This is a genomic window from Jiangella anatolica (genome assembly GCF_003236295.1).
GTDB lineage: Bacteria > Actinomycetota > Actinomycetes > Jiangellales > Jiangellaceae > Jiangella > Jiangella anatolica.
This window is the reverse complement of record NZ_POTW01000062.1, coordinates 14,947-39,092: the sequence shown is the minus strand read 5'-3', so window position 1 is coordinate 39,092 and position 24,146 is coordinate 14,947. Positions and strand designations below refer to the sequence as shown.

The window sequence follows — 24,146 nt, the reverse complement described above, 5'->3', positions numbered from 1 at the left end:
CTGTTGCTCGGGCTGGCAGGGGTGGCGATCGTGGTGTCCGGCGACATCGGGACGGGCGGCTCGTGGTGGATCTACCTGCTGCCGGTCGGCGGCATGCTGGCGTTGTCGGCGGGGACGGTGCTCGGCCAGCGCTGGCAGCCTGCGGGCGGGGTGCCGGTGTCACTGACGGTGCACGTGGTGGTCGCGGCGGTGGCCTTCTCGAGTGAGGCCGCGGTGTTCGGGCGGTTGTCCGTGCCCGACGGTGCGGGCTTCTGGTGGTCGGTCGTCTGGCTGCTGGTGCTGTCGACCGCCGGTGGATACGGGGCTTATCTCGTCGTGCTGCGGCGCAGTGGGGCGACGCGGGTGAGCAGCCTGTTGTATCTGACGCCGCCGACCACTGCTGTCTGGGCGTGGTTGATGTTCGGGGACGCCATCGGGGTGGTTGTCGTGGCCGGGTTCTCGGTGTGTGCCGTCGCCGTTTGGCTCGTGCTGCGTCCCCAGGCCAGGCCGGAATGATCACGTTCACTACGGGATTGCGTGCTCCACCACGATTGCAGGCGTAGTTCACCACGCGATCTCGTACTGAACGTGATCATTCCGGGGGCGGGGCGGCTACACGACGGGTTCGGCTACTCCGGGGCGGAACTCGGGGGCGGCGGAGCGGACGCCGTCGGCGGCTTGGTCGTCGGGCTCGGTCTGCGACGCGCGTTCGGCTTCCACGCGCTTGCGGTAGGTGTCGACTTCGCGGCCGATGGTCGCCGAGTCCCAGCCGAGGGTCTCGGCCATGAGCTCGGCCACCGTCTGGGCGCACTCGAGGCCACGGTCGGGGTACTCGATGCTGATCCTCGTCCGCCGGGTCAGGACGTCGCTCAGGTGGAGGGCCGCCTCGTGCGTCACGGCGTAGACGACCTCGACCAGCAGGTAGTCGGCGGCGCCGGGGATGGGCTGCAGCAGCTCCGGCCGGTCCTCGCCGAGGGCGAGCACCTCGTGCACCATCGAGCCGTAGCGGTCCAGCAGGTGCCGGACGCGGTGCGGGTGCACCTTGTGCTCGTCCGCCAGCCGCTCGGCCTGGTTGACCAGCGCGTGGTAGCCGTCGGCGCCGAGGAGCGGGACCTTGTCGGTGATGGACGGGCGGATCCAGCCACGCAGGTCGTCGCGGGCGGCGTCGATGGCGTCCTTGGCCATCACCCGGTAGGTCGTGTACTTGCCGCCGGCGATCGCGACCATGCCGGGCGCCGGGCGCGCCACCGCGTGCTCACGCGACAGCTTCGAGCTCTGCTCGCTCTCGCCGGCCAGCAGCGGCCGCAGTCCCGCGTAGACGCCCTCGATGTCGTCGTGGGTGAGCGGAGTGGCGAGCACAGCGTTGACGTGCTCGAGGATGTAGTCGATGTCGGCCTTGGTCGCGGCGGGGTGGGCGAGGTCGAAGTTCCAGTCGGTGTCAGTGGTGCCGATGATCCAGTGGTTGCGCCACGGGATGACGAACAGCACCGACTTCTCCGTGCGCAGGATCAGCCCGCTCTCGGCGGCGATCCGGTCGCGCGGGACGACGATGTGCACGCCCTTGCTGGAGCGCACCCGGAACCGGCCGCGGGTGCCGGCCAGCCGTTGCATCTCGTCGGTCCACACCCCGGTGCAGTTGACGACGACGTCGGCGGTGACGTCCTGCTCGGCGCCGGTCTCGACGTCGCGGACGCGGACGCCGGTGATGCGGTCGGCCTCGCGCAGGAACGCGATGACCTGTGTCGACGAGCGCACGACGGCGCCATAATGAGCAGCAGTGCGCGCGACGGTGAGGGTGTGCCGGGCGTCGTCGGCCTGGGCGTCGTAGTAGCGGACGCCGCCGATGAGGGCATCATGGCGCAGGCCGGGGAACAGCCGCAGCGCGCCGGCCCGGGTGAGGTGCTTCTGGCCTGGCACGGACCGCGCGCCGCCCATGGTGTCGTACATGAGCAGGCCGGTCGCCGTGTACGGGCGCTCCCACCAGCGGTGCTTGAGCGGGTAGAGGAAGCTCACCGGCTTGACCAGGTGCGGCGCGATGCGGGTGAGCATCAGCTCCCGCTCGTGCAGCGCCTCGCGCACCAGGCCGAACTCGAACTGCTCCAGGTAGCGCAGCCCGCCGTGGAACAGCTTGCTCGACCGGCTGGACGTGCCGGCGGCGAAGTCGCGGGCCTCGACCAGCGCGACCCCCAGGCCGCGCGTGACGGCGTCCAGCGCGGCGCCGGTGCCGACGACGCCGCCGCCGATGACGACGACGTCGAAGTGCTCCGTGCCGAGCCGGTCCCAGTTCTCCTGCCGGGTCTGCGGGCCCAGCCGGCCGCTCGGACCGGAGATGTCGGCCCGCTCGCTGTCACCGGTCACGTCGATCACGTCTCCTTGCAGCTCAGAGCGCATAAAGCGGTCGAATGCCGGCAAGGTTCGCGTCCTGCTGCGGCACCCAGCAACACGCTACCCGCTCAGGTCGCGGAGAACGTAGACAGTTGCTCTACGCGCCAGTAAGTTCCGGAAGTGACCCTTGGCAACGTTGCCGAGACCAGCCGGGATACCGGGGACGCCACGGCCGTTGTCGTCAACGGAAGCGGAGGTTCACATGGACCTGAGTTTCGGCGACATCTTCCAGAGCGAGTTCCTCGGCACAGCGATGCTGACGCTGCTGGGTTGCGGTGTGGTCGCAACTGCGATCCTCACCCGGAGCAAAGGACTCGGCGGCGGCTGGCTGCTGATCAACTTCGGCTGGGGCCTCGCGGTCTTCGCCGGCGTGTACGTCGCATTCGACTCGGGCGCCCACATCAACCCGGCGGTGACGCTCGGCCTCGCGGTCGAGGGCACCACCGAGTGGTCTGACGTCCCGGCCTACCTGCTCGCGCAGTTCGCCGGCGCGTTCGTCGGCGCCGTCGTGTGCTGGCTGGCGTTCAAGCAGCACTTCGACGCCGAGGAGGACACCGCGAGCAAGCTCGGCGTGTTCTCCACCGGCCCGCAGATCCGCAACCCCCTGTGGAACACCATCACAGAGGTCGTCGGCACCTTCGTCCTGCTGTTCGTCATCCTCTCCTTCGGCAACTCGCCGGTCGACCTGGGCCCGCTCCCGGTCGCCCTGCTGGTCGTCGGCATCGGCGCCTCGCTCGGTGGCCCGACCGGATACGCCATCAACCCGGCTCGTGACCTCGGTCCGCGCATCGCGCACTTCCTCCTGCCCATCCGCGGCAAGGGCGACAGCGACTGGGGCTACGCCTGGGTGCCCGTGGTCGGCCCGATCATCGGCGGCATTCTCGGCGCGCTGCTGGCCAAGGCCGTCTACTGATCGACGCCACGGGTACTGCTCGCCGTACGACGATGTGAGGAGAAGGGATGAGCCAGTACGTAGCCGCCATCGACCAGGGAACGACGTCCACCCGGTGCATGATCTTCGATCACTCCGGGCGGGTCGTCTCCGTCGACCAACGGGAGCACAAGCAGATCTTCCCGCAGGCCGGCTGGGTCGAGCACGATCCGGAAGAGGTCTGGCGCAACACCCGTGAGGTGTGCGCAGGTGCGCTGGCCAAGAAGGACCTCGTCACCAGCGACGTCGTGGCCGTCGGCATCACGAACCAGCGTGAGACGGCCGTCGTCTGGGACCGCACGACCGGCAAGCCGGTCTACAACGCGATCGTGTGGCAGGACACCCGCACCGACCGCATCGTCGACGAGCTGGGGCGCGACGGCGGCCCGGACCGGTACCGAGCCCGTACCGGTCTGCCGCTCGCGACCTACTTCTCCGGCCCGAAGGTGAAGTGGATCCTCGACAACGTCGACGGTGCCCGGGCCAAGGCCGAGGCCGGCGACCTGCTGTTCGGGAACATGGACACCTGGGTGCTGTGGAACGCCACGGGTGGCCCCAACGGAGGCCTGCACTACACCGACCCGACCAACGCCTCGCGCACCATGCTGATGGATCTCGACACGCTGTCGTGGGCCGAGGACCACGCGGCCGACATGGGCATCCCGGTGTCGATGCTGCCGGAGATCCGGTCCTCGTCGGAGGTGTACGGGAACATCCGCGAGCGCGGCGCGTTCGCCGGACTGCCCGTCGCCGGCATCCTCGGCGACCAGCAGGCGGCCACGTTCGGCCAGGCCTGTCTGTCGCCGGGCGAGGCGAAGAACACCTACGGCACGGGCAACTTCGTCCTGCTCAACACCGGGACGGAGAAGGTGATGAGCGAGAACGGCCTGCTCACCACCGTCTGCTACAAGATCGGCGACAACGACGCCGTCTACGCGCTGGAGGGCTCCATCGCGGTCACCGGCTCGCTGGTGCAGTGGTTGCGCGACAACCTCGGCATCATCGCCGCCGCGCCCGAGATCGAGCCGCTGGCCCGCAGCGTCGACGACAACGGCGGCGCGTACTTCGTGCCGGCGTTCTCCGGTCTGTTCGCGCCGTACTGGCGGTCCGACGCCCGGGGGGCGATCGTCGGCCTGACCAGGTTCGTCAGCAAGGGGCACATCGCCCGGGCGGTGCTGGAGGCCACGGCGTTCCAGTCCCGCGAGGTCATCGACGCCATGAACGCCGACTCCGGCGTCGCGCTGACGTCGCTCAAGGTCGACGGCGGGATGGTGGCGAACGAGCTGCTCATGCAGTTCCAGGCCGACATCCTCGGCGTCCCGGTGATCCGGCCAGTGGTCGCGGAGACGACGGCGCTCGGCGCGGCCTACGCAGCCGGCCTCGCCGTCGGGTTCTGGGGCAGTGAGGACGACATCCGCACCAACTGGGCGCAGGACAAGCAGTGGGACCCGGACATGGACGAGGCCCACCGCGAGAAGATCTACCGCACGTGGAAGAAGGCCGTCACCAAGACCTTCGACTGGGTCGAGGCCGAATAACGGCAGGTCCGGTCGTCGGGCACCCGATAGGCTGGGTGCCCGATGACCGAGACCTCTGCCCCGCTCTGGCCTGCGCCGACCGCCGCAGCGCCGGTGGACGCCACCGTCGCGCTGCCCGGCTCGAAGTCCATCACCAACCGCGCGCTCATCCTCGCCGCGCTCGCCGACGGCCCGTCGCTGGTCCGGCATCCGCTGCTGGCGCGCGACACCCGTCTCATGATCGACGCGCTGCGGGCGCTCGGCACCGGCGTGGACCTCGTCGCCGACGGGGTCAGCGTCGCCCCCGCGCCGGTCCGCGGCGACGTCTCCATCGACACCGGTCTGGCCGGCACCGTCATGCGGTTCGTGCCGCCGGTCGCCGCGCTGGCCGCCGGCGCCGTCCGGTTCGACGGCGACCCGCAGGCCCGGCTGCGCCCGATGGGTACGGTGCTCGACGCGCTGCGGGCGCTCGGCGTGACCGTCGACGACGGCGGGCGCGGCGTGCTGCCGTTCATCGTCGCCGGCACGGGCGCCGTTCCCGGCGGCGACGTCACCATCGACGCGTCGGCGTCGTCGCAGTTCGTCAGCGGGCTGCTGCTGGCCGGCGCGCGCTACGACAAGGGGCTGACGGTCCACCACGACGGCAAGCCGGTCCCGTCGCAGCCGCACATCGACATGACGGTGGCGATGCTGCGCGAGCGCGGCGTCGAGGTCGACGACTCCGCAGCGAACACGTGGCGGGTCGAGCCGGGCGCCGTCCGCGCCATCGACTGCGTCGTCGAGCCGGACCTCTCCAACGCGGCGCCGTTCCTGGCCGCAGCCGTGCTGACCGGCGGGACGGTGCGGGTGCCGCGCTGGCCGTCGTCGACGACGCAGCCCGGTGCGCACCTGCGCGACCTGCTGACCCGCGTGGGCGCGGCCGTGTCGCTGGACGGCGACGTGCTGACGGTGCGCGGCACCGGCACCGTGCTCGGCCTCGACGCCGACCTGCACGACGTCGGCGAGCTGACCCCCGTCCTGGCCGCGCTGGCCGCCGTCGCGTCGTCGCCGTCGCACCTGCGTGGCATCGCGCACCTGCGCGGGCACGAGACCGACCGGCTGGCGGCCCTGGCCGCGGAGATCAACGGGCTGGGCGGCTCGGTCACGGAGACCGCCGACGGACTGGACATCGCGCCGGCGCCGCTGCACGGCGGCGTCTTCCACAGCTACGCCGACCACCGGATGGCCCAGGCCGGCGCCGTGCTCGGGCTGGTGGTGCCGGGCATCGAGGTCGAGGACATCGCGACCACGTCGAAGACGCTCGCCGACTTCCCCGGCATGTGGGCAGATCTTCTCCATGGGGAGCCGGCCGCGTGATGGCGCGGCGGACCGCCGCCTCGTCCTACGACGAGCGGGACGTCAGGGTCCGCCCCGGCCGCGGTTCGCGGCCACGCAGCAAGCTCCGACCGGCCCACGCCGACGCTACGCCCGCGCTGGTCATCGCCGTCGACCGCGGCCGGTACACGTGCGTGCTCGACGGCCGGACGGTGACGGCGATGACGGCGCGCGAGCTCGGCCGCAAGGCCGTCGTCGTCGGCGACCGGGTCGGCCTGGTCGGCGACGTGTCCGGCGCGCCCGGCACGCTGGCCCGGATCGTGCGGGTCGAGGAGCGCACCACCGTCCTGCGGCGCACCGCCGACGACGACGATCCGGTCGAGCGGGTCATCGTCGCCAACGCCGACCAGCTGATGATCGTCACCGCCGTCGCCGATCCGGAGCCGCGGCCCCGGCTGATCGACCGCGCCCTGGTGGCGGCGTTCGACGCGGGGATCGAGCCGCTGCTCTGCCTCACCAAGGCCGACCTCGCCGACCCCGCGGCGCTGCTGGCGTCGTACGCGCCGCTGCAGGTCCCGGCCGTCGTGACCCGGCTGGCGCCGGGGTCGCCCATCGGCGTGGGCGAGGTCGCCGAGCACCTGCGCGACCGCGCCACCGTCCTCGTCGGTCATTCCGGGGTCGGGAAGTCGACGCTGGTCAACGCGCTGGTGCCGGGTGCGGACCGGGCGACCGGCCAGGTCAACGTCGTCACCGGTCGCGGCCGGCACACCTCGACCAGCGCGGTCGCGCTGGCGCTGCCGGACGGCGGCTGGGTCATCGACACGCCGGGCATCCGCTCGTTCGGCCTGGCCCACGTCGACCCGGGGCGGCTCATCCTGGCGTTCCCGGACCTGGCCGCCGAGACTCCAGCCTGCCCGCGCGGCTGCACCCATGCCGACGGCGCGCCGGAGTGCGGGCTGGACGCGGCCCTCGCCGCCGGCCGCGTCGACCCGGCCCGGCTGGCGTCGTACCGCCGGCTGCTGGCCAGCCGGGACCTCCAAGCGGGCGACTGGGACGCCTGACCGTGTAGGTTGACCGATCGTGGCCCACGACGACGACCTCCGCTTCGCCCACGTCCTGGCCGACGACGCCGACTCCCAGACGATGTCGCGGTTCCGGGCCCCTGACCTGCGGGTCGAGACCAAGGCCGACCAGTCCCCCGTCACCGACGCGGACAAGGCGACCGAGGAGGCGATGCGGCGCACGCTGGGCCGCGCCCGGCCGCGCGACGCCGTCGTCGGCGAGGAGTTCGGCGCCGGCGGCTACGGCGCCCGCCGCTGGGTGATCGACCCGATCGACGGCACCAAGAACTACCTGCGCGGCGTCCCCGTCTGGGCGACGCTGATCGCGCTGATGGTCGAGGACGAGGTGGTCGCGGGTGTCGTGTCGGCGCCCGCGCTGGGCCGGCGCTGGTGGGCGGCGCGCGGCACCGGCGCCTACACCGGCCGCTCGTTGTCGTCGGCCACGCGCTGCCGTGTCTCGGCTGTGACGTCGCTGGACCGGGCGTCGCTGTCGTACTCGTCGCTCAGCGGGTGGGAGAAGCGCGGCCTGCTGCCGGCGTTCCTGGACCTCACGCGGGTCTGCTGGCGCACCCGCGCCTACGGCGACTTCTGGTCCTACATGCTGCTGGCCGACGGCGCCGTCGACCTCGCGGCCGAGCCCGAGCTGGCCCTGCACGACATGGCCGCCCCGTCGATCGTCGTCGAGGAGGCCGGCGGCCGCTTCACCGGCCTGGACGGGACCCCTGGCCCGCTCGGCGCCGACGCGCTGGCCACCAACGGCCCGCTGCACCCCGAGGTCCTCGCCCACCTCAACCAGCCGGAGAGCTGACGGCCGCCGGCCGACGGCGCAGCAGCACGCCGGCGGCGACTGCGGCGACACCCAGCAGGACGGCCCCGACGACGGCCGTCGCGACGAACCCGTCGGTGAACGCGACCCGGGCCGCCGTCAGCAGCTCCCCCGCCTCCCCCGCGGGCAGCGACCCGGCGACCGCCGCGGCGGCGCCGAGTGACCCCGTCGCGGCCTCCGGCGCGCCGCCGGAGCGCAGCGCGTCCGCGTAGACGGCGGCCGCGACCGACCCGAGTACGGCGATCCCCAGCGCCGCGCCGAGCTCACTGGCCGTCTCCGACATCGCCGACACCGATCCCGCCCGCGACGGCGGCGCCGACCCGACGATCAGGTCGATGAGCAGGCTGATCGCCATCCCGATGCCGAGGACGAGGACGGTGTAGGCGGCCATCACCGCCGATTCCGGCGAGGTCGGCGTGACGATCAGCGCGACCAGCGCGAAGCCGAGCGCAGCCACGCCGACACCGGCGCCGACGACGACACCCGGCGGGATGCGACGACTCAGCAGGTTGGCCGCCGCGATCCCGATCACCGTCCCGGCGACCGTCGGCAGCATCCACAGTGCCGCGGTGAACGGGCGCAGCCCGAGCACGCCCTGCAGGTACTGCACGGAAAGCGCGCCCATGCCGCCGCTGGCGAACGTCAGGACGACGTTGGAGCCGATCGCCGCCGCGAAGTCGGGCCGCCGGAACAGCCGCAGGTCGATCATCGGATCGGTCAGCCGCAGCTGCCGGCGCACGAACAGCGCGCCGATCGCGACCCCGAGCACCACGGCGGCCGCCGGCCACGCCTCGACCGACCCGTGCGTCGCCATCTCCTTGATGCCGTAGATCACCGGCAGCACGGCGCCCAGCGACAGCACGGCGCTGGGCAGGTCGACGCCGCGCGAGCCGGACCCCGTCGACTCCGGCAGCAGCAGCGGACCGGCGACCAGCAGCAGCGCCATGACAGGCAGGTTGATCAGGAACACCGAGCCCCACCAGAAGTGCTCCAGCAGCAGCCCGCCGACGATCGGGCCGGCGGCGACGCCGCCGGTGAAGGCCGCCGTCCAGACGCCGATCGCGGTCCGGCGCTGGGTGTCGTCGTGGAACATGGTGCGGATCAGCGAGAGCGTCGACGGGGCGAGCGTCGCGCCGCCGATGCCCAGCAGCGCCCGGGCGGCGATCAGCGCCTCCGGCGACGTCGCGTACGCCGCCAGCACCGACGCCGCGCCGAACGCGACCGCGCCGGTCAGCAGCAGCCGGCGCCGGCCGATCCGGTCGCCCAGCGAGCCCATGGTGATGAGCAGGCCGGCCATCAGGAACCCGTAGACGTCCATGATCCACAGCAGCTGACTGCCCGACGGCGCCAGCTCGGCGCTGAGCCAGGGCGCGGCCATGAACAGCACGGACAGGTCCATCGAGGCGAGCAGTGCGGGCAGCGTGAGCACCGCCAGGCCGGCCCACTCGCGCCGGCCGGCGGGCGCCGGAGTCGTCATGCCCGGAACTATACGAGCGTCTTATACATTCGTCTATGACGAACGTATGAATCGGCCCGCTAGACTCGGGCGCCATGGGACACCGGGACGACCTGCTCCAGGGTGCGAAGCGGCTGCTGGCGCGCAAGGGCTACGCGCACATCACCGCGCGCGACCTGGTCGCGGAGTCGGGCACCAACCTGGCCTCGATCGGCTACCACTTCGGCTCGAAGGAGGCGCTGCTCAACGCCGCCGTCCTCGACTCCTTCGACGAGTGGGACGGCGAGATCGAGCGGGCCATCGACGCACGCCCGGGCGACGCGCCGGCGGACCGGCTGGAGGCGTTCCTCGACGGCGTCGTCCGCGGCGTCGCCGCCAACCGGGCGGTCGCGATGGCCAGCGTGCAGGCGTTCGCCCAGTTCGAGTACGCGCCGGAGCTGCGCGAACAGCTGGCCGCCGCCTACGGACGCGCCCGCCGCGAGATCGCCGCGCTCCTGCTGGAACGCGACGACGTCGACGACGAGACCGCGCGCCAGCTGGGCTCGTTGGCGCTGGCGACGGTCAACGGCCTGGTGCTGCAGTGGCTGGTCGACCCGGACTCCGCACCGTCGGCCGCCGACCTCGCCGCCGCCCTGCGCCGGCTGGGTCAGCCGGACACGGACTGAGCACACAGGCGGTCGGCTCGGCCGCTGGCGTTGGCTTGAGGGGCTTCGACCGTCCCCTGCTGCCCGATTGTCTTAGCCGGGCCGGCGCGCCTCAAGTCCGCGGCTCTGCTGGTGGCTGTTGTGTTGCGGTTGGGGGCCGCGTACTTGACCCGCGTCGTCCCGGCCAAGAACGGGCAGCTATCAGGGGGACGGGGGGAGTGTGGGCACGCCGCAACGGCGGCGGCCCACGTTCGCCGGCGCCTGGTCCACGTTCGGGCCTTCTACGGTTCGCGTTCGCGGCCGTTCCGGCCGACGTTCGCGCCTCACTCGCCAGCGCGTGTCCGTTTCGCGACGTTTGCTGGGCTGTGGACAGCGATGATCATCAACCTTTCGGTACGTCGCTAGGGGTTCTCCTGCTCTACCACCCATGCATGCCTGGTAGAGCGGGAGTAGGCCTGGTGGGCGGCCCGGAAACCGCGGCGAAATCTCACTACGTGGACACCCAGCGACACCAACGTCACATCGAACCGGCCCCACCGGTCGCCGGGAGCGGCCAGCGGACCCGAACCACCCGCGAACCCGCCGCCCGAGCCCCAACACACGGCGCCGGAGTTCCCAGCGGACCACGCCAGAACCCCGACGGGGCGTCGCCACACTCCCCCCGTCCCCCTGATAGCTGCCCGTTCTTGGCCCCGGTCGCGCGGGTCAAGTACGCGGCCCCGAACCACGAGCCACATCAGCCACAGCGGCCGCGAACTTGAGGCGCGCGGCCGGGGCCAAGAGAATGGGCAGCAGGGGGACGGCCAACGTCCGCAACCCCACAAGCCACTGCAGCACAACGGCGAACGAAGCGGCGCAGCACAGCTAAGGACCTGGCGAACTCTCCCGGGTCGACGCCAGGTAGCTGCCCACCGTGTTGACCAGCGCCACGATCGGCACCGCGATGATCGCACCGATGATCGAGCCGGCCAGCGTGCCGATCGCGACGGCGACGGCGACGGCCAGCGGGTGGATGCTCACCATCCGGCCGAGGATGAACGGCTGGAAGATGTTGCTCTCGATCTGCTGCACGACGATCAGCCCGGCCAGCACCACGATCGCGATCAGCAGGCCCTGCGTCACCAGCGCCACCAGCACGGCGACCGTTCCGGTGACGAACGCGCCGATCAGCGGCACGAAGGCGCCGAAGAACACCAGCACGCCCAGCGGCAGCGCCAGCGGCACCTGCAGGATGAACAGCAGGATCGTGATGGCGACGGCGTCGAACAGCGCCACCAGCACCGTCCCGCGGATGTACTGACCGAGCGTCAGCCAGGCGACGTCGCCGGCGGCGGCCGCGCGGGCCCGCGCCTTGGCCGGGAACAGCCGCACCAGCCAGGTCCAGATGCGCTCGCCGTCGTAGAGGAAGAAGATCAGCGCGAACAGCGCCAGCGCCAGCCCGACCAGGATCTCGATCGCGACGGTGGCCGCGGTGGCCGCCTGCTCGGTGACGGAGCTGTCGTCCTGGAAGACGGCGACCGCGCGGTCGATGTAGCGGTCCAGCTGCGCCTCGTCGATGCTGAACGGCGGACCGGCCAGCCAGTTGCGGACCTCCTGCAGACCTTCCTCGGCCTGGTCGACGACGTCCTGGAACTGGCCGCCGACGGCGTTGCCGACCAGCGTCAGCGACCCCACCACGACCAGCAGGAACCCGATGAAGACGACCGCGGCCGCAGGGCCGCGGGCCAAGCCGGCCGCCCGCAGCCGGCGCACCAGCGGCTGCAGCCCGGCGGCCAGCAGCAGACCGGCCACCAGGGGGAAGATCACCACCCGCAGTTCCCAGGCCAGCCAGCCCACGCCCGCCACCGCGGCGGCGATGATGATCAGCCGCCAGCTCCACTCCGCGGCGTCGCGGACCACCTTCGGCACCGGATGGCGGTCGGGCTCGGGCGCCGCCGGCGCATCGGCGGGCGGCGGCGGCACCGGCCCGAGCACGGGCGCCCGCTCGGGCGGCTCGGTCACCGGGACCGGCACGTCATCCGCCTGCACGAAGCGCTGGCGGACGTCGGTCAGCCAGCGGGTCAGTCGCCCCATGCGATCCGGCACAGGGTCAGCCTGACACACGGTCCTGACGGCCCGGACGATGCGGTCGGGCCGGTCGGAAAATTCGTCGCAGATCTCGCGTCATGATCCGCCCGGGCCCCCGTCTTGGTGGGTGCAAGGGATCGGACGAAGCGTGCCGCAGAACGGGGAGTTCCGAGGATGACGCAGCTCAACCACGGCGAGGCGCCGGTGACATCGTTGCTCGCGGCCTGGCTGGACCGGCCGATGCCGGCGAGCGCACGCGAGGACCGGCCCGCACCCGAGACGAGCCGGGCGGAGGCAGCCACCGGGGAGCTGCCTCCGCCCGGCGTCGAAGCCGTCGTCGACGCGCTGACCGCCGAGGTGCCGGACCCGGAGGACGTCGTCCAGGGGCTGACGGTGTTCGCCTGGGAGCGCGCCGGCACGACCGACGACCTCAGCTGCCTGCTGGACGAGCTCGACGAGCTGTGGGACGTGCTGGAGACGTCGTCCGGCGCACCGCTGCCCCGGTCGGTCGCACGGCACCGGCTGGTGGACGCCTGGGTCGACGCGGTCGCCGCCGAGCGCGGCTCGCCGGGCCTGGACCCGCTGTCCGGGCTGCACACCGCCGGCTATCTCTACGGGCGCGTACACGAGCTGGACCGGCTGTCCGGTGTCGAGCCGATGGCGCTCGTCCTGCTGGCCATGCGCTGGGATCCGGCCGACGGCCCGTGGCGGCGGATCGCGCGGGTGCTCCAGGCCGCTTCGGCGCTGCGCAGCCGCGTCCGGCCGGAGGCGACGCTGAGCCAGGTCGGCACCACGATGGCGCTGGCCCTGGTGCCCGACGATGCACGCGCACGGGTCGAGCGGATCTCCTTGACGAAGGCGGTCGAAACCGGTGAACTGAGCACTGCACACGTGCGGGTCGACATGTTCGCCGTCCCGGACGCCAGAGCGCGATTGCCTGAACTCGTGACTGGGTTGCTCGGGGGGGCTAATGTCGATCATGATGTCAGGCCGCCCAGGTTCCGCCATTCGGGGAGTGGTTCCCTGGACTGAGCTGCCTGGGTGTTACCGGGATAGCGAGTACAGGTGACGATTCCAGCAGACGCCGTCAGCGACGAGCAGCTCATCGCGCGCACGCGCGAAGGCGACATGGGCGCCTACGACGAGCTGTACCGCCGTCATGTCGACGACGCCTCCAAGGTCGCGCGGATCGTCACCAACAACTCCGACGAGGCGCAGGACGTCGTGTCCGAGGCGTTCACCCGGGTGCTCACCCGGCTGCGCGAGGGCGGCGGTCCCGACCTGGAGTTCGCGCCGTACTTGAAGACGGTCGTGCGCCGGCTGGCCATCGACCGGCACCGCGGCTCGCAGCGCGACGGCTCGCAGACCGACCCGTCGATCCTCGACATCCTGCCCACCGCCGACGACGCGATGGCCCGCTCCACCGACCGCCAGCTGGTCCGGCACGCGTTCGAGACGCTGCCCGAGCGTTGGCAGCAGGTGCTCTGGCACACCGAGATCGAGGGCCGCTCGCCGGCGTCGCTGGCGCCGGCGCTGGGCAGCTCCGCCAACGCCGTCGCCGCGCTCGCCTACCGCGCCCGCGAGGGGCTGCGGCAGGCGTACCTGGCGGTGAACCTCTCCACCGAGGTGCAGCCGGAGTGCCGCCCGTACGCGCCGAAGATCGCGTCCTACGTGCGCGGCACGCTGTCGGCGCACGACACCCGCGAGATGAGCGCCCACCTCGCCACCTGCGAGCACTGCCGGGAACGGCGCGACGAGCTGCTGCTGCTGGTCTCGGACATGCGGGGCATCCTTTGGCCGGCCCTGCTGCTCCCGGCCTCCGGGGTCGCCGCCGGTGTGGCGGCGGCCACGGCCGGTGGCGCCGCGGCGGGCGGTGGCGTGCTGGCGTTCCTCAACCCGGCCAGCTGGGGCAAGCGGGCTCAGCAGTTCGCCGCGGCCGGCGGCGCCGCGGCAGCGGCCGCCGTCATCGTCGTCGCGGCGATGGCGCTGACCGGCAACGACGAGCCGGCCGACCAGCCCGCCGCGGCGCCGTCGGTCAGCGCGGAGCCGGAGGACCCGGCCGACCCGCCGCAGAACGAGCCGCCGGCGCAGGACCCGCCGGTGCAGGAGGAGCCGCCGCCGGCCGAGGAGCCGCCCGCGGAGGAGCCGGAGCAGCCGGTCGCCGACGCGCCGGAGGAGGAGCCGGACGAGCCGGCCGAGGAGGAGCCGCCGCCGGCCGAGCAGCCGGAGGTCGAGCCGTCGCAGCCGTCCGAGACGCCGAGCACCGAGCCGAGCGAGCCGCCGGGCGCCGAGCCGCCGGCGCAGGCTCCGCCGACGATCGACCAGCAGCCGCCCGCCAACCCGGTCGTCGTGGCCGGTGAGCCGGTGACGCTGACGGTCGCGGTGTCCGGCAACCCGCCGCCGGACCTGCAGTGGCAGGTCGCCGACCCGCCGGACGACCCGTCCGGCGGCCAGGTGGCGGCGGCCGCCGCGGAGAAGGCGGCGCCGCGGTTCCTGCTCGCGCCGACGACGGACGGCACCCCGTACGCGCGGGCCGAGCAGGCTGAGACCGAATCGACGCCGACGCCGGAGGGCGACGAGCTGCCGGCCGAGGAGGACTGGGTTGACATCGCCGGCGCCACCACCGACACGCTGGTGATCGAGCCGACGCCGGAGAGCGACGGCCGCGCCTACCGCGTCCGGGCGACGAACCCGCTGGGCACCATCACCACCGAGCCGGCGGTGATCTCGGTGCAGTACCCGCCGCAGATCGAGTCCCAGCCGCAGAACGTCACCGTGGTCGAGGGCGGCACCGCCGAGTTCAAGGCGACCGCCGTCGCGAACCCGACCGCGATGACGATCACCTGGCAGGTGCGCGCGCCCGGCGGCGAGTGGGGCGCGCCGGACCCGGAGATCGCGACCACCCGCCAGGAGGGTGTGGAGTCCACGCTGGGGCTGACCAACGTGAGCTCCGAGCGCGACGGCTACCAGTACCGCGCGGTCTTCACCAACGAGGTCGGCGAGGCGACGTCGGAGCCGGCGACGCTGACGGTGCACTGGCAGCCGGAGATCACCGCGCAGCCCGAGTCGGTCGAGGCCGGCCCCGGCGACGACGTGCAGTTCAGCGCGAGCGCCGCGGCCAACCCGGCGGCCAGTTGGGCCTGGGAGAGCGCCCCGTCGGCCGACGGGCCGTGGACCCCGGTCCCGGACGCCACCGGCACCGGCGCCGACGCCACGCTGAACCGCGGCGCCGTCGCCCTGGAGGACGACGGCACCCACTACCGGGCCGTCTTCACCAACGAGCTGGGCTCGGCCGCGACGGAGGCCGCCGAGCTCGACGTGGCCCGGGCCGGCCGGTTCGAGGTCGACCTGGGCGAGGCCGGCACTCGCTGCCTCGTCGTCGGCGGCGACGGCCAGCCGAGGGCCGGCGACTGCGCCGACGCGCCCAGCCGCGGCTGGGAGACACCGGCCGACGGCACCATCGTCTGGCGCGCGACCGGCGAGTGCCTCGACGGCGTCCAGCCGTTCCACGCGGTCGTGCTGGCGCCCTGCGACGACAGCAGCAGCCAGCAGTGGCACTTCGACCCCGAGACGCCGTCCGCCCAGCTGATCAAGAGCGCGAAGTTCCACGGCTTCACGCTCGACATCGAGGCGGTGGCGGCGGACGGGCGGACGATCCTCTTCCCCGTCCACGGCGGCGTCAACCAGCAGTTCCGCTACCTCCAGCCGTAAGCACGCCCGGACCGGCCCGGTGAGCCTCTGACGGCTCGCCGGGCCGGTCCGTTTTCGGCGTTCCGCCCCGGCTCGCGCAGCCCTTTCGCCCCCTTCGTCCGGCGCCCAGAAATTCCTCGAGAAATTCTTCGTCAGGCGCGTCATAGCCGTCGTCGATCTCTGTCTTGTCGATCAAAGGCACTGATCTTCCGACAGGACGGCGAAGGGGGAACTGGCCGCATGACCGCGTTGGCCGATCACATGAACACGTACGCAGAGGACTGGTTCGAGCTGCGGGACGCGTGGCGGGCGTACGCCGCCTGCCGGGGCATGGACACCGACCTCTTCTACCCCGAGGGCCGCGGCAGCACGCTGCGGGCCAGGGAGCAGATCGCGAAGAACATCTGCACGTCATGCCCGGTGGCGCAGCAGTGCCGGGAGGCCGCCTCGGCCCTTCCGGAGCGGTACGGCATCTGGGGCGGGCTGACGGAGGCGGAGCGGGGCTGGTCGCGCCGCTGACCGCGGCCGGCCAGACCGCCACTCCCCCGGGACCCACCCCCGAGACTCACCGCGCACAAGCTCAGAAATGAGCGAAGTCACGCCTCTCGTACCGGACGAGATGAATGTGACCCGCACCACAGAAATATCCCCCACCGATCTCCGGCACCCGCCGCATTCCGCGGATCCGGCGGGGCACGCCGTGTCAGGCAAGTGTCAGACGGATGTCAGACCAGCGGTCGATACTTGGTCGCATGTTTGCTTCGCTGGGCCGTTACGTGGCCCGACACCCGTGGCAGGTCATCGTCGCGTGGGTCGTGCTGGCGGTCGCTGTGATCGCCACCGCACCCGCACTCACCTCCACCACCGACGAGGCCGAGTTCCTGCCTGATCACTACGAATCCATCCGGGCCGCCGAGTTGCAGGCCGATGCGTTCCCCGACCGCACCGAGATCGCCGCGATCATGGTGTTCGACCGTGACGACGGCGCGGAGCTGACCGCCGACGACGAAGCCACCGTCGAGCGGATCACCGGCGAGCTGGCCGACCTGAACCTGCCGGAGTTCGGCGACTTCACGCCGAGCCCGCCGTCGGAGAACCGGCTGGTGCAGACGTCGATCATCAGCCTGGGGCAGGACGCCGACCCGTTCGGCGAGGAGCTGACCGACAGCGTCCGCGACCTGCGTGAAGAGGCCGAGCCGCTGCTCGAGGGCACCGGGCTGAACATGGGCGTCACCGGGTCGGCCGCGCAGAACCTGGACTCGCAGGAGGCCGCCTCCAACGCTGAGGCGATCGTCGGGATCGTGACGATCGTGCTGATCATCGGCCTGCTGCTGGTCATCTTCCGCAGCCCGATCATCGCGCTCATGCCGATCATCGTGGTCGGCATCCTCTCGCAGGTGGCCACCGGCCTGATCGCGTTCGCGAACGAGGCCTTCGACCTGCAGGCCGACTCCTCCATCACGGTCATCCTGATCGTGGTGCTGTACGGCATCGGCACCGACTACATCCTGTTCTTCCTGTTCCGCTACCGCGAGGCGCTGCGACAGGGGCTGGACAGCAAGACCGCCGTCACGCACGCGATCGAACGGGCCGGCGAGGCGATCGCCTCGGCCGGTGGCGCCGTCATCGTCGCGTTCATGGCACTGGTGCTGTCCTCGCTGGGCATCTTCCGCTCGATCGGCCCCGCGCTGGCGATCGCGGTCGCCGTCACCGTCCTCGCCGCGCTGACGCTGGTCCCGGCGATCGTGTCGCTGCTGGGCACCAAGGTGTTCTGGCCGTCGAAGGCGTGGAAGAACGAGCCGAAGGCGGCCCGGTTCGGCGCCATCGGCGACTCGCTCGGCCGGCACCCGGTCCGGTTCGCCCTCGTGTCCGGGCTGGTGCTGGCCGCGCTGGCGGTGCTGGCGCTCGGGTTCAAGCCGACGTTCGACCTGTCCGACACCGGTGTGCCGGCCACCGCGGAGTCCACGGTGGCGTTGGAGACGTTGGAGAAGGGCCTGCCGCCGGGCGCGACCGATCCGACGTCGGTGTTCCTGCACAGCACCGACGGCAACGCGATCAGCGCGGCGGACCAGACCGCGTTCGGCGACGCGCTGGCCGGCGCCACCGGTGTCGCTCAGGTCGCGGAGCCGCAGCCGTCGCCGGACGAGACCACCGTGATCTACAGCGTGGTGCTGGCCGACGACCCCACCTCCGACGCCGCGATGGCCAACGTCGAGGGACCCATCCGCGACACCGCGCACGATGCCGCGCCGGAGGGCACCGAAGCGCTGGTCGGCGGCACCACGTCGGTCTTCGTCGACCTGCAGGACGCGATGAACCGCGACTACTCCGTCGTGTTCCCGGTGGCCGCGCTGATCATCATGATCATCCTGGCCGTGCTGCTGCGCAGCCTGGTCGCGCCCTGGTACCTCATGGCGTCGGTGGGCCTGGGCTTCGGCGCGACGCTGGGCGCGTCGGTGCTGCTGTTCCAGACGATCCAGGGTGAGGACGGGCTGATCTTCATGCTGCCCATCTACATCTATCTGTTCGTCGTGGCGCTGGGCACCGACTACAACATCCTCATGGTGGCCCGGCTGCGCGAGGAGGCCCGCAACGGCATGGAGCCGCGTGACGCCGCCGCCATGGCGGTCCGGCACGCCGGTCCGACGGTCGCCGCGGCCGGCCTGATCCTCGCCGGCACGTTCGCCTCGCTGATGCTGGGCGGCAACGCGCTGCTGGTCTCGATGGGCTTCGCCATCTCGTTCGGCATCTTCGTCGCCGCGTTCGTCATGGCGATGTTCTTCACGCCGGCGCTGACGGCGCTCATCGGCCACGCGGCCTGGTGGCCCGGCCATGGCGACCGACGCGACGAGCCGGCGCCGCCGGGAGAGGGTGAGCTGGTCAGGTCCGCGGACTGAGCTCGCGGATCCGGCCGCGCAGGTGCCGCTGCTCGGCCGGGTTCGAGGTGAGCCGGAGCGCGCGCTCGAAGCCTTCACGGGCGCGCTCCGGCTCACCGGCCCGGGCCAGCAGCTCGGCCCGGGCCGCGTGCCAGAGGTGGTAGCGCTCCAGCCCGCCGGCCCCGTCGAGGACCGCGAGGCCCGCCCGCGGCCCGTCGGCCATCGCGATCGCCACCGCCCGGTTCAGCGTCACCACCGGCGACGGCGCCAGCTCGGCCAGCCGGGTGTAGGCGTGGGCGATCGCCGGCCAGTCGGTGTCGGCGGCCGTCGGCGCGTTGGCGTGCAGCGAGGCGATGAACGCCTGCACCTGGCAGGGACCGGGGACGTTCCGGTCCAGCGCCCGGGCCAGCAGCGTGTTGGCCCGGGCGATCAGCGCGCCGTCCCAGGCGGTGCGGTCCTGCCGTTCCAGCAGGACGAGGTCGCCGGCGGCGTCGAGCCGGCCGGACATCCGGGCCCGGTGGTACAGCTGCAGCGCCAGCAGCCCCTCGACCTCGGGGTGGCCGGGCAGCAGCCGCAGCGTGCGCTCCGTCAGCCCGATCGCGGCGTCGGCCAGGTCCACCCGGACGGCGTCGGCGTGGCCGCCGCGGGACAGGTAGCCCTCGTTGAAGATCAGCAGCAGCACGCTCAGCAACGCGCCGACCCGCTCCTCCAGCCGGGCCGGGACCCGCAGCGGGATGCCGGCGGCGCGGATCTTCCGCTTGGCCCGGACGATCCGCTGCGCCAGCGTCGGCTCCGGCACCAGGTACGCCGACGCGATCTCCGCCGTCGTGAGCCCGCCGACCAGCCGCAGTGTCAGTGCCACCTGCGTGTCGCGGTCCAGTGCGGGGTGGCAGCACAGCAGCATCAGCCGCAGCTGCTCGTCACCCACCTCGCGCTCGTCCACGACCAGCTCCTCCCGCTCCTCGTCCGGGTCCAGTGGCGACGGGATCAGCTGCGGCGCGGCGGCGCGCAGCCGCCGCTCGGCCGCCGCCGCCCGCCGCAGCCGGTCGACGGCGCGGTTGTGCGCGACGGTGTACAGCCAGCCCGGCGGGTTGGCCGGGATCCCCTGCGCGGTCCACGTCTCGACCGCCTGGACCAGCGCGTCCTGCACGCAGTCGTCGGCCAGGTCGACGTCGTCGAACCGCGCGGCCAGCAGGGCGAGCACGTGCCCGCCCTGCTCCCGCATCAGCCGCGTGACCGCGGCCTCGACGTCGCTCAGCGTCTACCGTTCCGCGTCGGGCCGGTAGCCGAGCGGGCGCACCTCGACCGTCCCGGCCGGGATCGGGATCGCGGCGGCCAGCTCCAGCGCCTCGTCCAGGTCGGCGGCGCGGACGACGTAGTAGCCGCCGAGCTGCTCCTTCGTCTCCATGAACGGCCCGTCGACGACGGCCGGCTCGGCGCCGAACGCCTTGCGCACCGTCGTCGCCGTCGCGCTCGGCGCCAGCGAGGCGCCGGAGATCCAGTGGCCTCCGTCCATGAGCCGCTTCGCGTAGTCGAGCCAGGGCTGCAGGTACTCCTGGAAGCCGGGCTCCCCGGGTGCGGGCGCGGGGTACTCCTCGCCGGCGATGACGAACATGTACTCCATGGTGGTTCCCTTCTCTCCCGGGCCGGTCAGCCCAGCAGTCCGATGATGACAGCCATCACGAGCACCGTGGCGAGCTCGTAGCAGGTGTCGAGGAGCCAGATCCGCAAGTCGCGGCTGGCGAACAGGTCGTGGACGAGCATCCGGGCGGCCGTGAACCCGAGCCACAGCGCGGCGGCGGCGAGCAGCGCCGCCGGCAGCGGTTCCAGGTCCAGGTCGCGCCCGGCGACGTCCGTAGCGGCGGCCAGCACGACCGCGGTGACGGCCGATGCGAGGAACGAGCCGCCGTAGGCCAGCCCCTTGTTGGCCGGCGCGTTCGGGTCCTTGCCGGTGAGCGCCTGCCAGCGCCGGCCGAACACGGCGGGCCGGTACCAGATGGTGCCCACGACCATGGTGCTGAGCGTGGCGAGTCCGATCGCCAGCCAGTCGAGCGAGATGTTCATGCCCCCATGACGCAGCGCCCGTCCCGTTTCGACAGCCTTCGCGAGAAAAATCTTTGCGGGGAAAAATCCCAGGTCAGTGGCGGCGCGTCGCCAAGTGCGCCACAGTACGAGATATGAAGTGGGGAATCCGCCTGGTGCTCGCCGCCGCGGCGAACGGTCTGCTGCTGATGCTCGCCGCGGCGCTGTTCGACAAGTTCAGCCTGTCCTTCACCGGATGGCTGATCGGGACCATCCTGTTCACCGTCTTCACGATGCTGCTGCGCGGGACCATGGCGTCGCTGGCGCGCAAGTACGCCTCCGGCGCGACGTTCCTCGGCGGGCTGGTTCTGACCTGGGTCGGGCTGCTGCTGACGGACCTGTTCACCGGCCGCAGCGCGTTCTACCTCGAGGGCTTCGGCACCTGGATCTTCGTCACGCTCATCGTCTGGGCCGGCACGGTCCTCTACGACCAGGTCGACGACCACATCATCGACGCGGTCAAGCCGGGACGGTCGAAGGGCACCACGACCGGCGCCTGAATCGGTCCGGTGTTCGGCGGCCGGATTGGCTCTCACGAGCGGACCGATCCGCCTCTAGCGTCGGGGCATGACCACCGCCACGCTCCCCGTCGCCGCCGCTCCCGTCGTCCACGCGCCCCTGGTCACCCGGGCGCTGCTGCTCCGGTTCGTCACGATCGTCGGGTCGTCGCTCGGCTTCTACCTGCCGCTGTCGGTCGTCCCGATGGTCGCCGAGGCGGCCGGATCCGCGGGCGCCGCGGGCCTGGCCACCGGCGCGCTGCTGGCGGCGTCCGTCGCCGGTGAGGTCGCCACCCCGCGACTGGTCGCCCGCTTCGGGTACCGGGCCGCGCTGACGGCGGGTCTCGTGCTGCTCGGCGCGCCCATCCTGGTGCTGCTGACGGCGCCGGGACTGGCGGTCGTGGTCGCGGTGAACCTCGTGCGCGGCCTCGGCTTCGGCGTCACGATCGTCGCCGGCGGCGCGCTCACGGCGGCGTTGCTGCCCGAGCACCGCCGCGGCGAGGGTCTGGCGCTGGTCGGCGTGGTCGGCGGGCTGCCCGCGCTGGCCGCGCTGCCGTTCGGCGTCTGGGCGGCCGCGCAGTGGGGCCCGGGACCGGTGTTCGCCATCACCGCCGTGGCCACCCTGCTGAGCCTCGTCGCGGTGCCCGGCCTGCCCCGGCGGACGGCGTCGGCCGGCCGCACGCACGGGGTGCTGGCCGGGCTGCGCGACGCCGGGCTGGTGCGTCCGGCGGCCGTGTTCGCGGCGTCGACGGTCGCGGTGGGCGTGCTGGTGACGTTCCTGCCGCTGGCCACGGCGTCGGCCTCGGTCGCGGCGGCCGCGCTGCTGGTGCAGCCGGCCGCGTCGACAGCGGCGCGCTGGATCGCGGGCCGGCTCGGCGACCGGCACGGCCAGGGCCGGCTGTTGGTGCCGGGGCTGCTGCTGGCCGGCGGCGGCCTGCTCGGGATCAGCGCGACCGGCACGCCGGTGGCCGTCGTCGCCGGCGCCGCGGTGTTCGGCGCCGGGTTCGGCGTGCTGCAGAACGCGACGCTGGCGCTCATGTACACGCGCGTCTCGCCGGACGGCTACGGCGCCGTCAGCGCCATCTGGAACGCCGCCTACGACGTCGGCATGGCCGTGGGCGCGGCCGGCGCCGGGATCGTCGCCGCCGGCGCGGGCTACCCGGCGGTGTTCGTGCTGGCCGCCGCCCTGCTGCTGCCCGCACTGCCGTCGGCCCGGCGCGAGCGGCGGGTCACGGCGTGACCTGCGCCATCAGAGCCAGCGGCTGGCCGTCGAGGTCGGCGAAGAAGGCCATCCACTCCTCCATCCCCGAGTCGTGCCGGTGGATCAGGTGCGGCGCGTCGGTGAACGCGACCCCGCGGGCGGTCAGCTCGCGGTGCGCGGCGTGGATGTCGTCGACGCGGAAGTAGAGGACCGACGCGGCGGCGCCGGCGCCCTCGTCACCGGCGACGAGGAACAGCCGGGTGCCGCCGCAGTCGAAGAACGCGAGGTCGCCGAACGTGTAGAGGTGCGGCAGCCCGAGCACGTCGCGGTACCAGGCGACGGCCGCGCCGATGTCCGAGGTGGGCCGCGCGATCTGGCCGATGGGGCCGAGCTTCAGGTCAGTAGTGGTGGTCATGACGTCCTCCCTGATGGCAAGCGCGCTGGCGGCCGGGACGCCGTCCCAGTGCCGCAGCGCCCGGCGGTCCGGCAGGCCGAGCTTGGCCAGCGCGTTCGCGACGTGGAACTTCACCGCGTCGACACTGGTGCCGCGCCGGTCGGCGATCTGCCGGTTGGTCATCCCGTGCCGCACACCGTCGACCACCCGCCACTCGGCGGGCGTCAGGACGTCGGCGTAGCGGGGCCGCCCTCGCAACCTGCGCATGGCCTCACGGTAGCCGCGCGCACCCCCGAATTACCCTCCCCCGCGGCCGCCCTTCGCGACGGCGGCGGCGAGCGCCTCGCGGCAGGCCAGGATCGACGGGCGCTGCGCCATCGACCGGCGGGCGGCGGTGAACACGGTGCGGTGCGGCACGCCGTCGAGGTCGACGAGCCGCACCTGAGGCGACCGCCGCGCCCACATGAGGTCCGGGATCAGCGCGACGGCGTTGCCGGTCTCGATCAGCTCGATCTGCGCGGTGAGGTCGGCGGTCTCGAACCGGACATCCGGCTCGAAGCCGGCCTGCCGGCAGGCCTGCTCTGCGAAGTGCCGCGACGCCGCGCCGTGCGGTTCGGCCACCCATGGCAGCCCGGCGGTGTCGCCGAGCGCGGTGATGTGCGCCCACTCCGGACCGGGCGGGACGGCCAGCCGGAGCGCGTCGCGGGTGAGCCCGACCCGGTCCAGCTCCGGGTGCCAGGGCGCGGCGTGGTTCGGGTACTGCTCGGCGACGACGAGGTCGAAGTCGCGGGCGAACGTCTCCATCAGCGCGGTCTCGGGCTCGCGCTGGGTCATCGTGACGCGCAGCCGCGGGTGCCGCTGCGCCAGCGTGTGCAGCAGGTCCGGCATCAGCGCGAGCGCGGCGGACTGGAAGACGGCGATGCGGACGGTCCCGGTCGCCTCCTGCAGCGACGCGCGCAGGTCCGACTCCGCCTCCTCCAGCCGCTGCAGCACCGCGGCCGTGTGCTCGACCAGGATCTCCGCCTGCGGGGTCAGCTGCAGCCGCCGGCCGACCTTGCGCAGTAACGGGACCCCTGCCTCCCGCTCCAGCAGTGTGAGCTGCTGAGACACCGACGACGGGCTCTGGTGCAGGGCCGCGGCGACGTCGGCGATCGTGCCCCGGACGGCGAGCTCGCGGAGCAGCCGCAGCCGACGGACGTCGAGCATGAGGGCCTCCCGCCAAACGG

General features: G+C 72.7%; 21 protein-coding genes. 13 read left to right on the top strand and 8 right to left on the bottom strand.

Annotated elements, in window-relative coordinates; translation table 11 throughout:
• On the top strand, positions 1–495 hold a 495-nt coding region (locus tag C1I92_RS22020), incomplete at its 5' end, for a DMT family transporter (RefSeq protein WP_233507159.1).
• Positions 496–591: 96 nt separating this feature from the next.
• Here the strand turns inward: C1I92_RS22020 and C1I92_RS22015 are convergent.
• Positions 592–2,346 (bottom strand): glycerol-3-phosphate dehydrogenase/oxidase, encoded by a 1,755-nt coding sequence (locus tag C1I92_RS22015; RefSeq protein ID WP_233507158.1) that lies wholly within the window; start codon positions 2,344–2,346, stop codon positions 592–594.
• A gap of 220 nt (positions 2,347–2,566) precedes the next feature.
• Here C1I92_RS22015 and C1I92_RS22010 point away from each other — a divergent pair, with 220 nt between their 5' ends.
• From C1I92_RS22010 to hisN, 5 genes are read left to right on the top strand one after another with little or no spacing between them, the layout of a single operon-like run.
• Complete coding sequence (locus C1I92_RS22010) at positions 2,567–3,277, top strand: MIP/aquaporin family protein (protein ID WP_111256801.1); 711 nt, start codon at positions 2,567–2,569, stop codon at positions 3,275–3,277.
• 47 nt (positions 3,278–3,324) lie between these two features.
• Positions 3,325–4,833 carry a glycerol kinase GlpK gene (glpK, locus tag C1I92_RS22005; protein WP_111256800.1) on the top strand — a complete coding sequence of 503 codons (1,509 nt, stop codon included), beginning with the start codon at positions 3,325–3,327 and terminating at the stop codon, positions 4,831–4,833.
• Between the two features lie 42 nt (positions 4,834–4,875).
• Complete coding sequence (aroA, locus tag C1I92_RS22000; protein WP_111256799.1) at positions 4,876–6,168, top strand: 3-phosphoshikimate 1-carboxyvinyltransferase; 1,293 nt, start codon at positions 4,876–4,878, stop codon at positions 6,166–6,168.
• Positions 6,168–7,187, top strand: a complete 1,020-nt coding sequence (rsgA, locus tag C1I92_RS21995) for a ribosome small subunit-dependent GTPase A (RefSeq protein ID WP_111256798.1) — start codon at positions 6,168–6,170, stop codon at positions 7,185–7,187. The genes aroA and rsgA overlap by 1 nt, the downstream gene beginning before the upstream one ends.
• A 16-nt stretch (positions 7,188–7,203) precedes the next feature.
• Positions 7,204–7,995: a histidinol-phosphatase gene (hisN, locus tag C1I92_RS21990; protein ID WP_111256797.1), complete on the top strand. Its 792-nt coding sequence runs from the start codon at positions 7,204–7,206 to the stop codon at positions 7,993–7,995.
• On the opposite strand, the gene C1I92_RS21985 is transcribed toward hisN, so the two are convergent.
• Positions 7,976–9,490, bottom strand: a complete 1,515-nt coding sequence (locus tag C1I92_RS21985; RefSeq protein ID WP_111256796.1) for an MFS transporter — start codon at positions 9,488–9,490, stop codon at positions 7,976–7,978. The two genes, hisN and C1I92_RS21985, sit on opposite strands and share 20 nt — an antisense overlap.
• A 74-nt stretch (positions 9,491–9,564) precedes the next feature.
• Between C1I92_RS21985 and C1I92_RS21980 the strand changes: the two genes are divergently transcribed.
• Complete coding sequence (locus C1I92_RS21980) at positions 9,565–10,134, top strand: TetR/AcrR family transcriptional regulator (RefSeq protein WP_111256795.1); 570 nt, start codon at positions 9,565–9,567, stop codon at positions 10,132–10,134.
• Between the two features lie 843 nt (positions 10,135–10,977).
• On the opposite strand, the gene C1I92_RS21975 is transcribed toward C1I92_RS21980, so the two are convergent.
• Positions 10,978–12,198: an AI-2E family transporter gene (locus tag C1I92_RS21975; protein WP_146605234.1), complete on the bottom strand. Its 1,221-nt coding sequence runs from the start codon at positions 12,196–12,198 to the stop codon at positions 10,978–10,980.
• A 156-nt stretch (positions 12,199–12,354) separates the two neighbouring features.
• Between C1I92_RS21975 and C1I92_RS21970 the strand changes: the two genes are divergently transcribed.
• From C1I92_RS21970 to C1I92_RS21955, 4 genes are all read left to right on the top strand, one after another.
• Positions 12,355–13,212, top strand: coding sequence for a hypothetical protein (locus C1I92_RS21970; RefSeq protein WP_111256793.1), 858 nt, complete (start codon positions 12,355–12,357; stop codon positions 13,210–13,212).
• A gap of 33 nt (positions 13,213–13,245) precedes the next feature.
• A complete protein-coding gene (locus C1I92_RS35340; RefSeq protein ID WP_111256792.1) occupies positions 13,246–15,891 on the top strand; it encodes a sigma-70 family RNA polymerase sigma factor in 2,646 nt (881 codons plus the stop codon).
• A 240-nt stretch (positions 15,892–16,131) separates the two neighbouring features.
• Entirely contained in the window at positions 16,132–16,389 is a 258-nt protein-coding gene (locus C1I92_RS21960; RefSeq protein ID WP_111256804.1) for a WhiB family transcriptional regulator, read from the top strand.
• A 233-nt stretch (positions 16,390–16,622) separates the two neighbouring features.
• A complete protein-coding gene (locus C1I92_RS21955; protein WP_111256791.1) occupies positions 16,623–18,767 on the top strand; it encodes an MMPL family transporter in 2,145 nt (714 codons plus the stop codon).
• Here C1I92_RS21955 and C1I92_RS21950 read toward each other — a convergent pair.
• The 3 genes from C1I92_RS21950 to C1I92_RS21940 are packed head-to-tail and all read right to left on the bottom strand — an operon-like array spanning position 18,751 to position 20,810.
• The gene (locus tag C1I92_RS21950; RefSeq protein ID WP_111256790.1) at positions 18,751–19,971 is read right to left on the bottom strand and encodes an RNA polymerase sigma factor; all 1,221 of its coding nucleotides are present in this window, start codon (positions 19,969–19,971) and stop codon (positions 18,751–18,753) included. The two genes, C1I92_RS21955 and C1I92_RS21950, sit on opposite strands and share 17 nt — an antisense overlap.
• 36 nt (positions 19,972–20,007) lie before the next feature.
• Complete coding sequence (locus tag C1I92_RS21945; protein WP_111256789.1) at positions 20,008–20,370, bottom strand: YciI family protein; 363 nt, start codon at positions 20,368–20,370, stop codon at positions 20,008–20,010.
• A gap of 26 nt (positions 20,371–20,396) precedes the next feature.
• Positions 20,397–20,810: a DUF1761 domain-containing protein gene (locus C1I92_RS21940; protein WP_111256788.1), complete on the bottom strand. Its 414-nt coding sequence runs from the start codon at positions 20,808–20,810 to the stop codon at positions 20,397–20,399.
• 113 nt (positions 20,811–20,923) lie between these two features.
• Between C1I92_RS21940 and C1I92_RS21935 the strand changes: the two genes are divergently transcribed.
• Both C1I92_RS21935 and C1I92_RS21930 read left to right on the top strand, forming a co-directional pair.
• Entirely contained in the window at positions 20,924–21,328 is a 405-nt protein-coding gene (locus tag C1I92_RS21935; protein WP_111256787.1) for a hypothetical protein, read from the top strand.
• Between the two features lie 67 nt (positions 21,329–21,395).
• Positions 21,396–22,565, top strand: coding sequence for an MFS transporter (locus C1I92_RS21930; RefSeq protein WP_111256786.1), 1,170 nt, complete (start codon positions 21,396–21,398; stop codon positions 22,563–22,565).
• Here the strand turns inward: C1I92_RS21930 and C1I92_RS21925 are convergent.
• A complete protein-coding gene (locus C1I92_RS21925; protein WP_111256785.1) occupies positions 22,555–23,187 on the bottom strand; it encodes a VOC family protein in 633 nt (210 codons plus the stop codon). The two genes, C1I92_RS21930 and C1I92_RS21925, sit on opposite strands and share 11 nt — an antisense overlap.
• Before the next feature lie 30 nt (positions 23,188–23,217).
• Positions 23,218–24,126, bottom strand: a complete 909-nt coding sequence (locus C1I92_RS21920) for a LysR substrate-binding domain-containing protein (RefSeq protein ID WP_111256784.1) — start codon at positions 24,124–24,126, stop codon at positions 23,218–23,220.
• Between the last annotated feature and the right edge of the window lie 20 nt (positions 24,127–24,146).

Excerpts from the sequence above, each read along its gene's own strand:
- C1I92_RS22010 (WP_111256801.1), top strand. The coding sequence starts at position 2,567 with ATGGACCTGAGTTTCGGCGACATCTTCCAGAGCGAGTTCCTCGGCACA.
- glpK (WP_111256800.1), top strand. The coding sequence starts at position 3,325 with ATGAGCCAGTACGTAGCCGCCATCGACCAGGGAACGACGTCCACCCGG.
- aroA (WP_111256799.1), top strand. The coding sequence starts at position 4,876 with ATGACCGAGACCTCTGCCCCGCTCTGGCCTGCGCCGACCGCCGCAGCG.
- rsgA (WP_111256798.1), top strand. The coding sequence starts at position 6,168 with ATGGCGCGGCGGACCGCCGCCTCGTCCTACGACGAGCGGGACGTCAGG.
- C1I92_RS21985 (WP_111256796.1), bottom strand. The coding sequence starts at position 9,490 with ATGACGACTCCGGCGCCCGCCGGCCGGCGCGAGTGGGCCGGCCTGGCG.
- C1I92_RS21980 (WP_111256795.1), top strand. The coding sequence starts at position 9,565 with ATGGGACACCGGGACGACCTGCTCCAGGGTGCGAAGCGGCTGCTGGCG.
- C1I92_RS21970 (WP_111256793.1), top strand. The coding sequence starts at position 12,355 with ATGACGCAGCTCAACCACGGCGAGGCGCCGGTGACATCGTTGCTCGCG.
- C1I92_RS21960 (WP_111256804.1), top strand. The coding sequence starts at position 16,132 with ATGAACACGTACGCAGAGGACTGGTTCGAGCTGCGGGACGCGTGGCGG.
- C1I92_RS21955 (WP_111256791.1), top strand. The coding sequence starts at position 16,623 with ATGTTTGCTTCGCTGGGCCGTTACGTGGCCCGACACCCGTGGCAGGTC.
- C1I92_RS21950 (WP_111256790.1), bottom strand. The coding sequence starts at position 19,971 with ATGCGGGAGCAGGGCGGGCACGTGCTCGCCCTGCTGGCCGCGCGGTTC.
- C1I92_RS21945 (WP_111256789.1), bottom strand. The coding sequence starts at position 20,370 with ATGGAGTACATGTTCGTCATCGCCGGCGAGGAGTACCCCGCGCCCGCA.
- C1I92_RS21940 (WP_111256788.1), bottom strand. The coding sequence starts at position 20,810 with ATGAACATCTCGCTCGACTGGCTGGCGATCGGACTCGCCACGCTCAGC.
- C1I92_RS21935 (WP_111256787.1), top strand. The coding sequence starts at position 20,924 with ATGAAGTGGGGAATCCGCCTGGTGCTCGCCGCCGCGGCGAACGGTCTG.
- C1I92_RS21930 (WP_111256786.1), top strand. The coding sequence starts at position 21,396 with ATGACCACCGCCACGCTCCCCGTCGCCGCCGCTCCCGTCGTCCACGCG.
- C1I92_RS21925 (WP_111256785.1), bottom strand. The coding sequence starts at position 23,187 with ATGCGCAGGTTGCGAGGGCGGCCCCGCTACGCCGACGTCCTGACGCCC.
- C1I92_RS21920 (WP_111256784.1), bottom strand. The coding sequence starts at position 24,126 with ATGCTCGACGTCCGTCGGCTGCGGCTGCTCCGCGAGCTCGCCGTCCGG.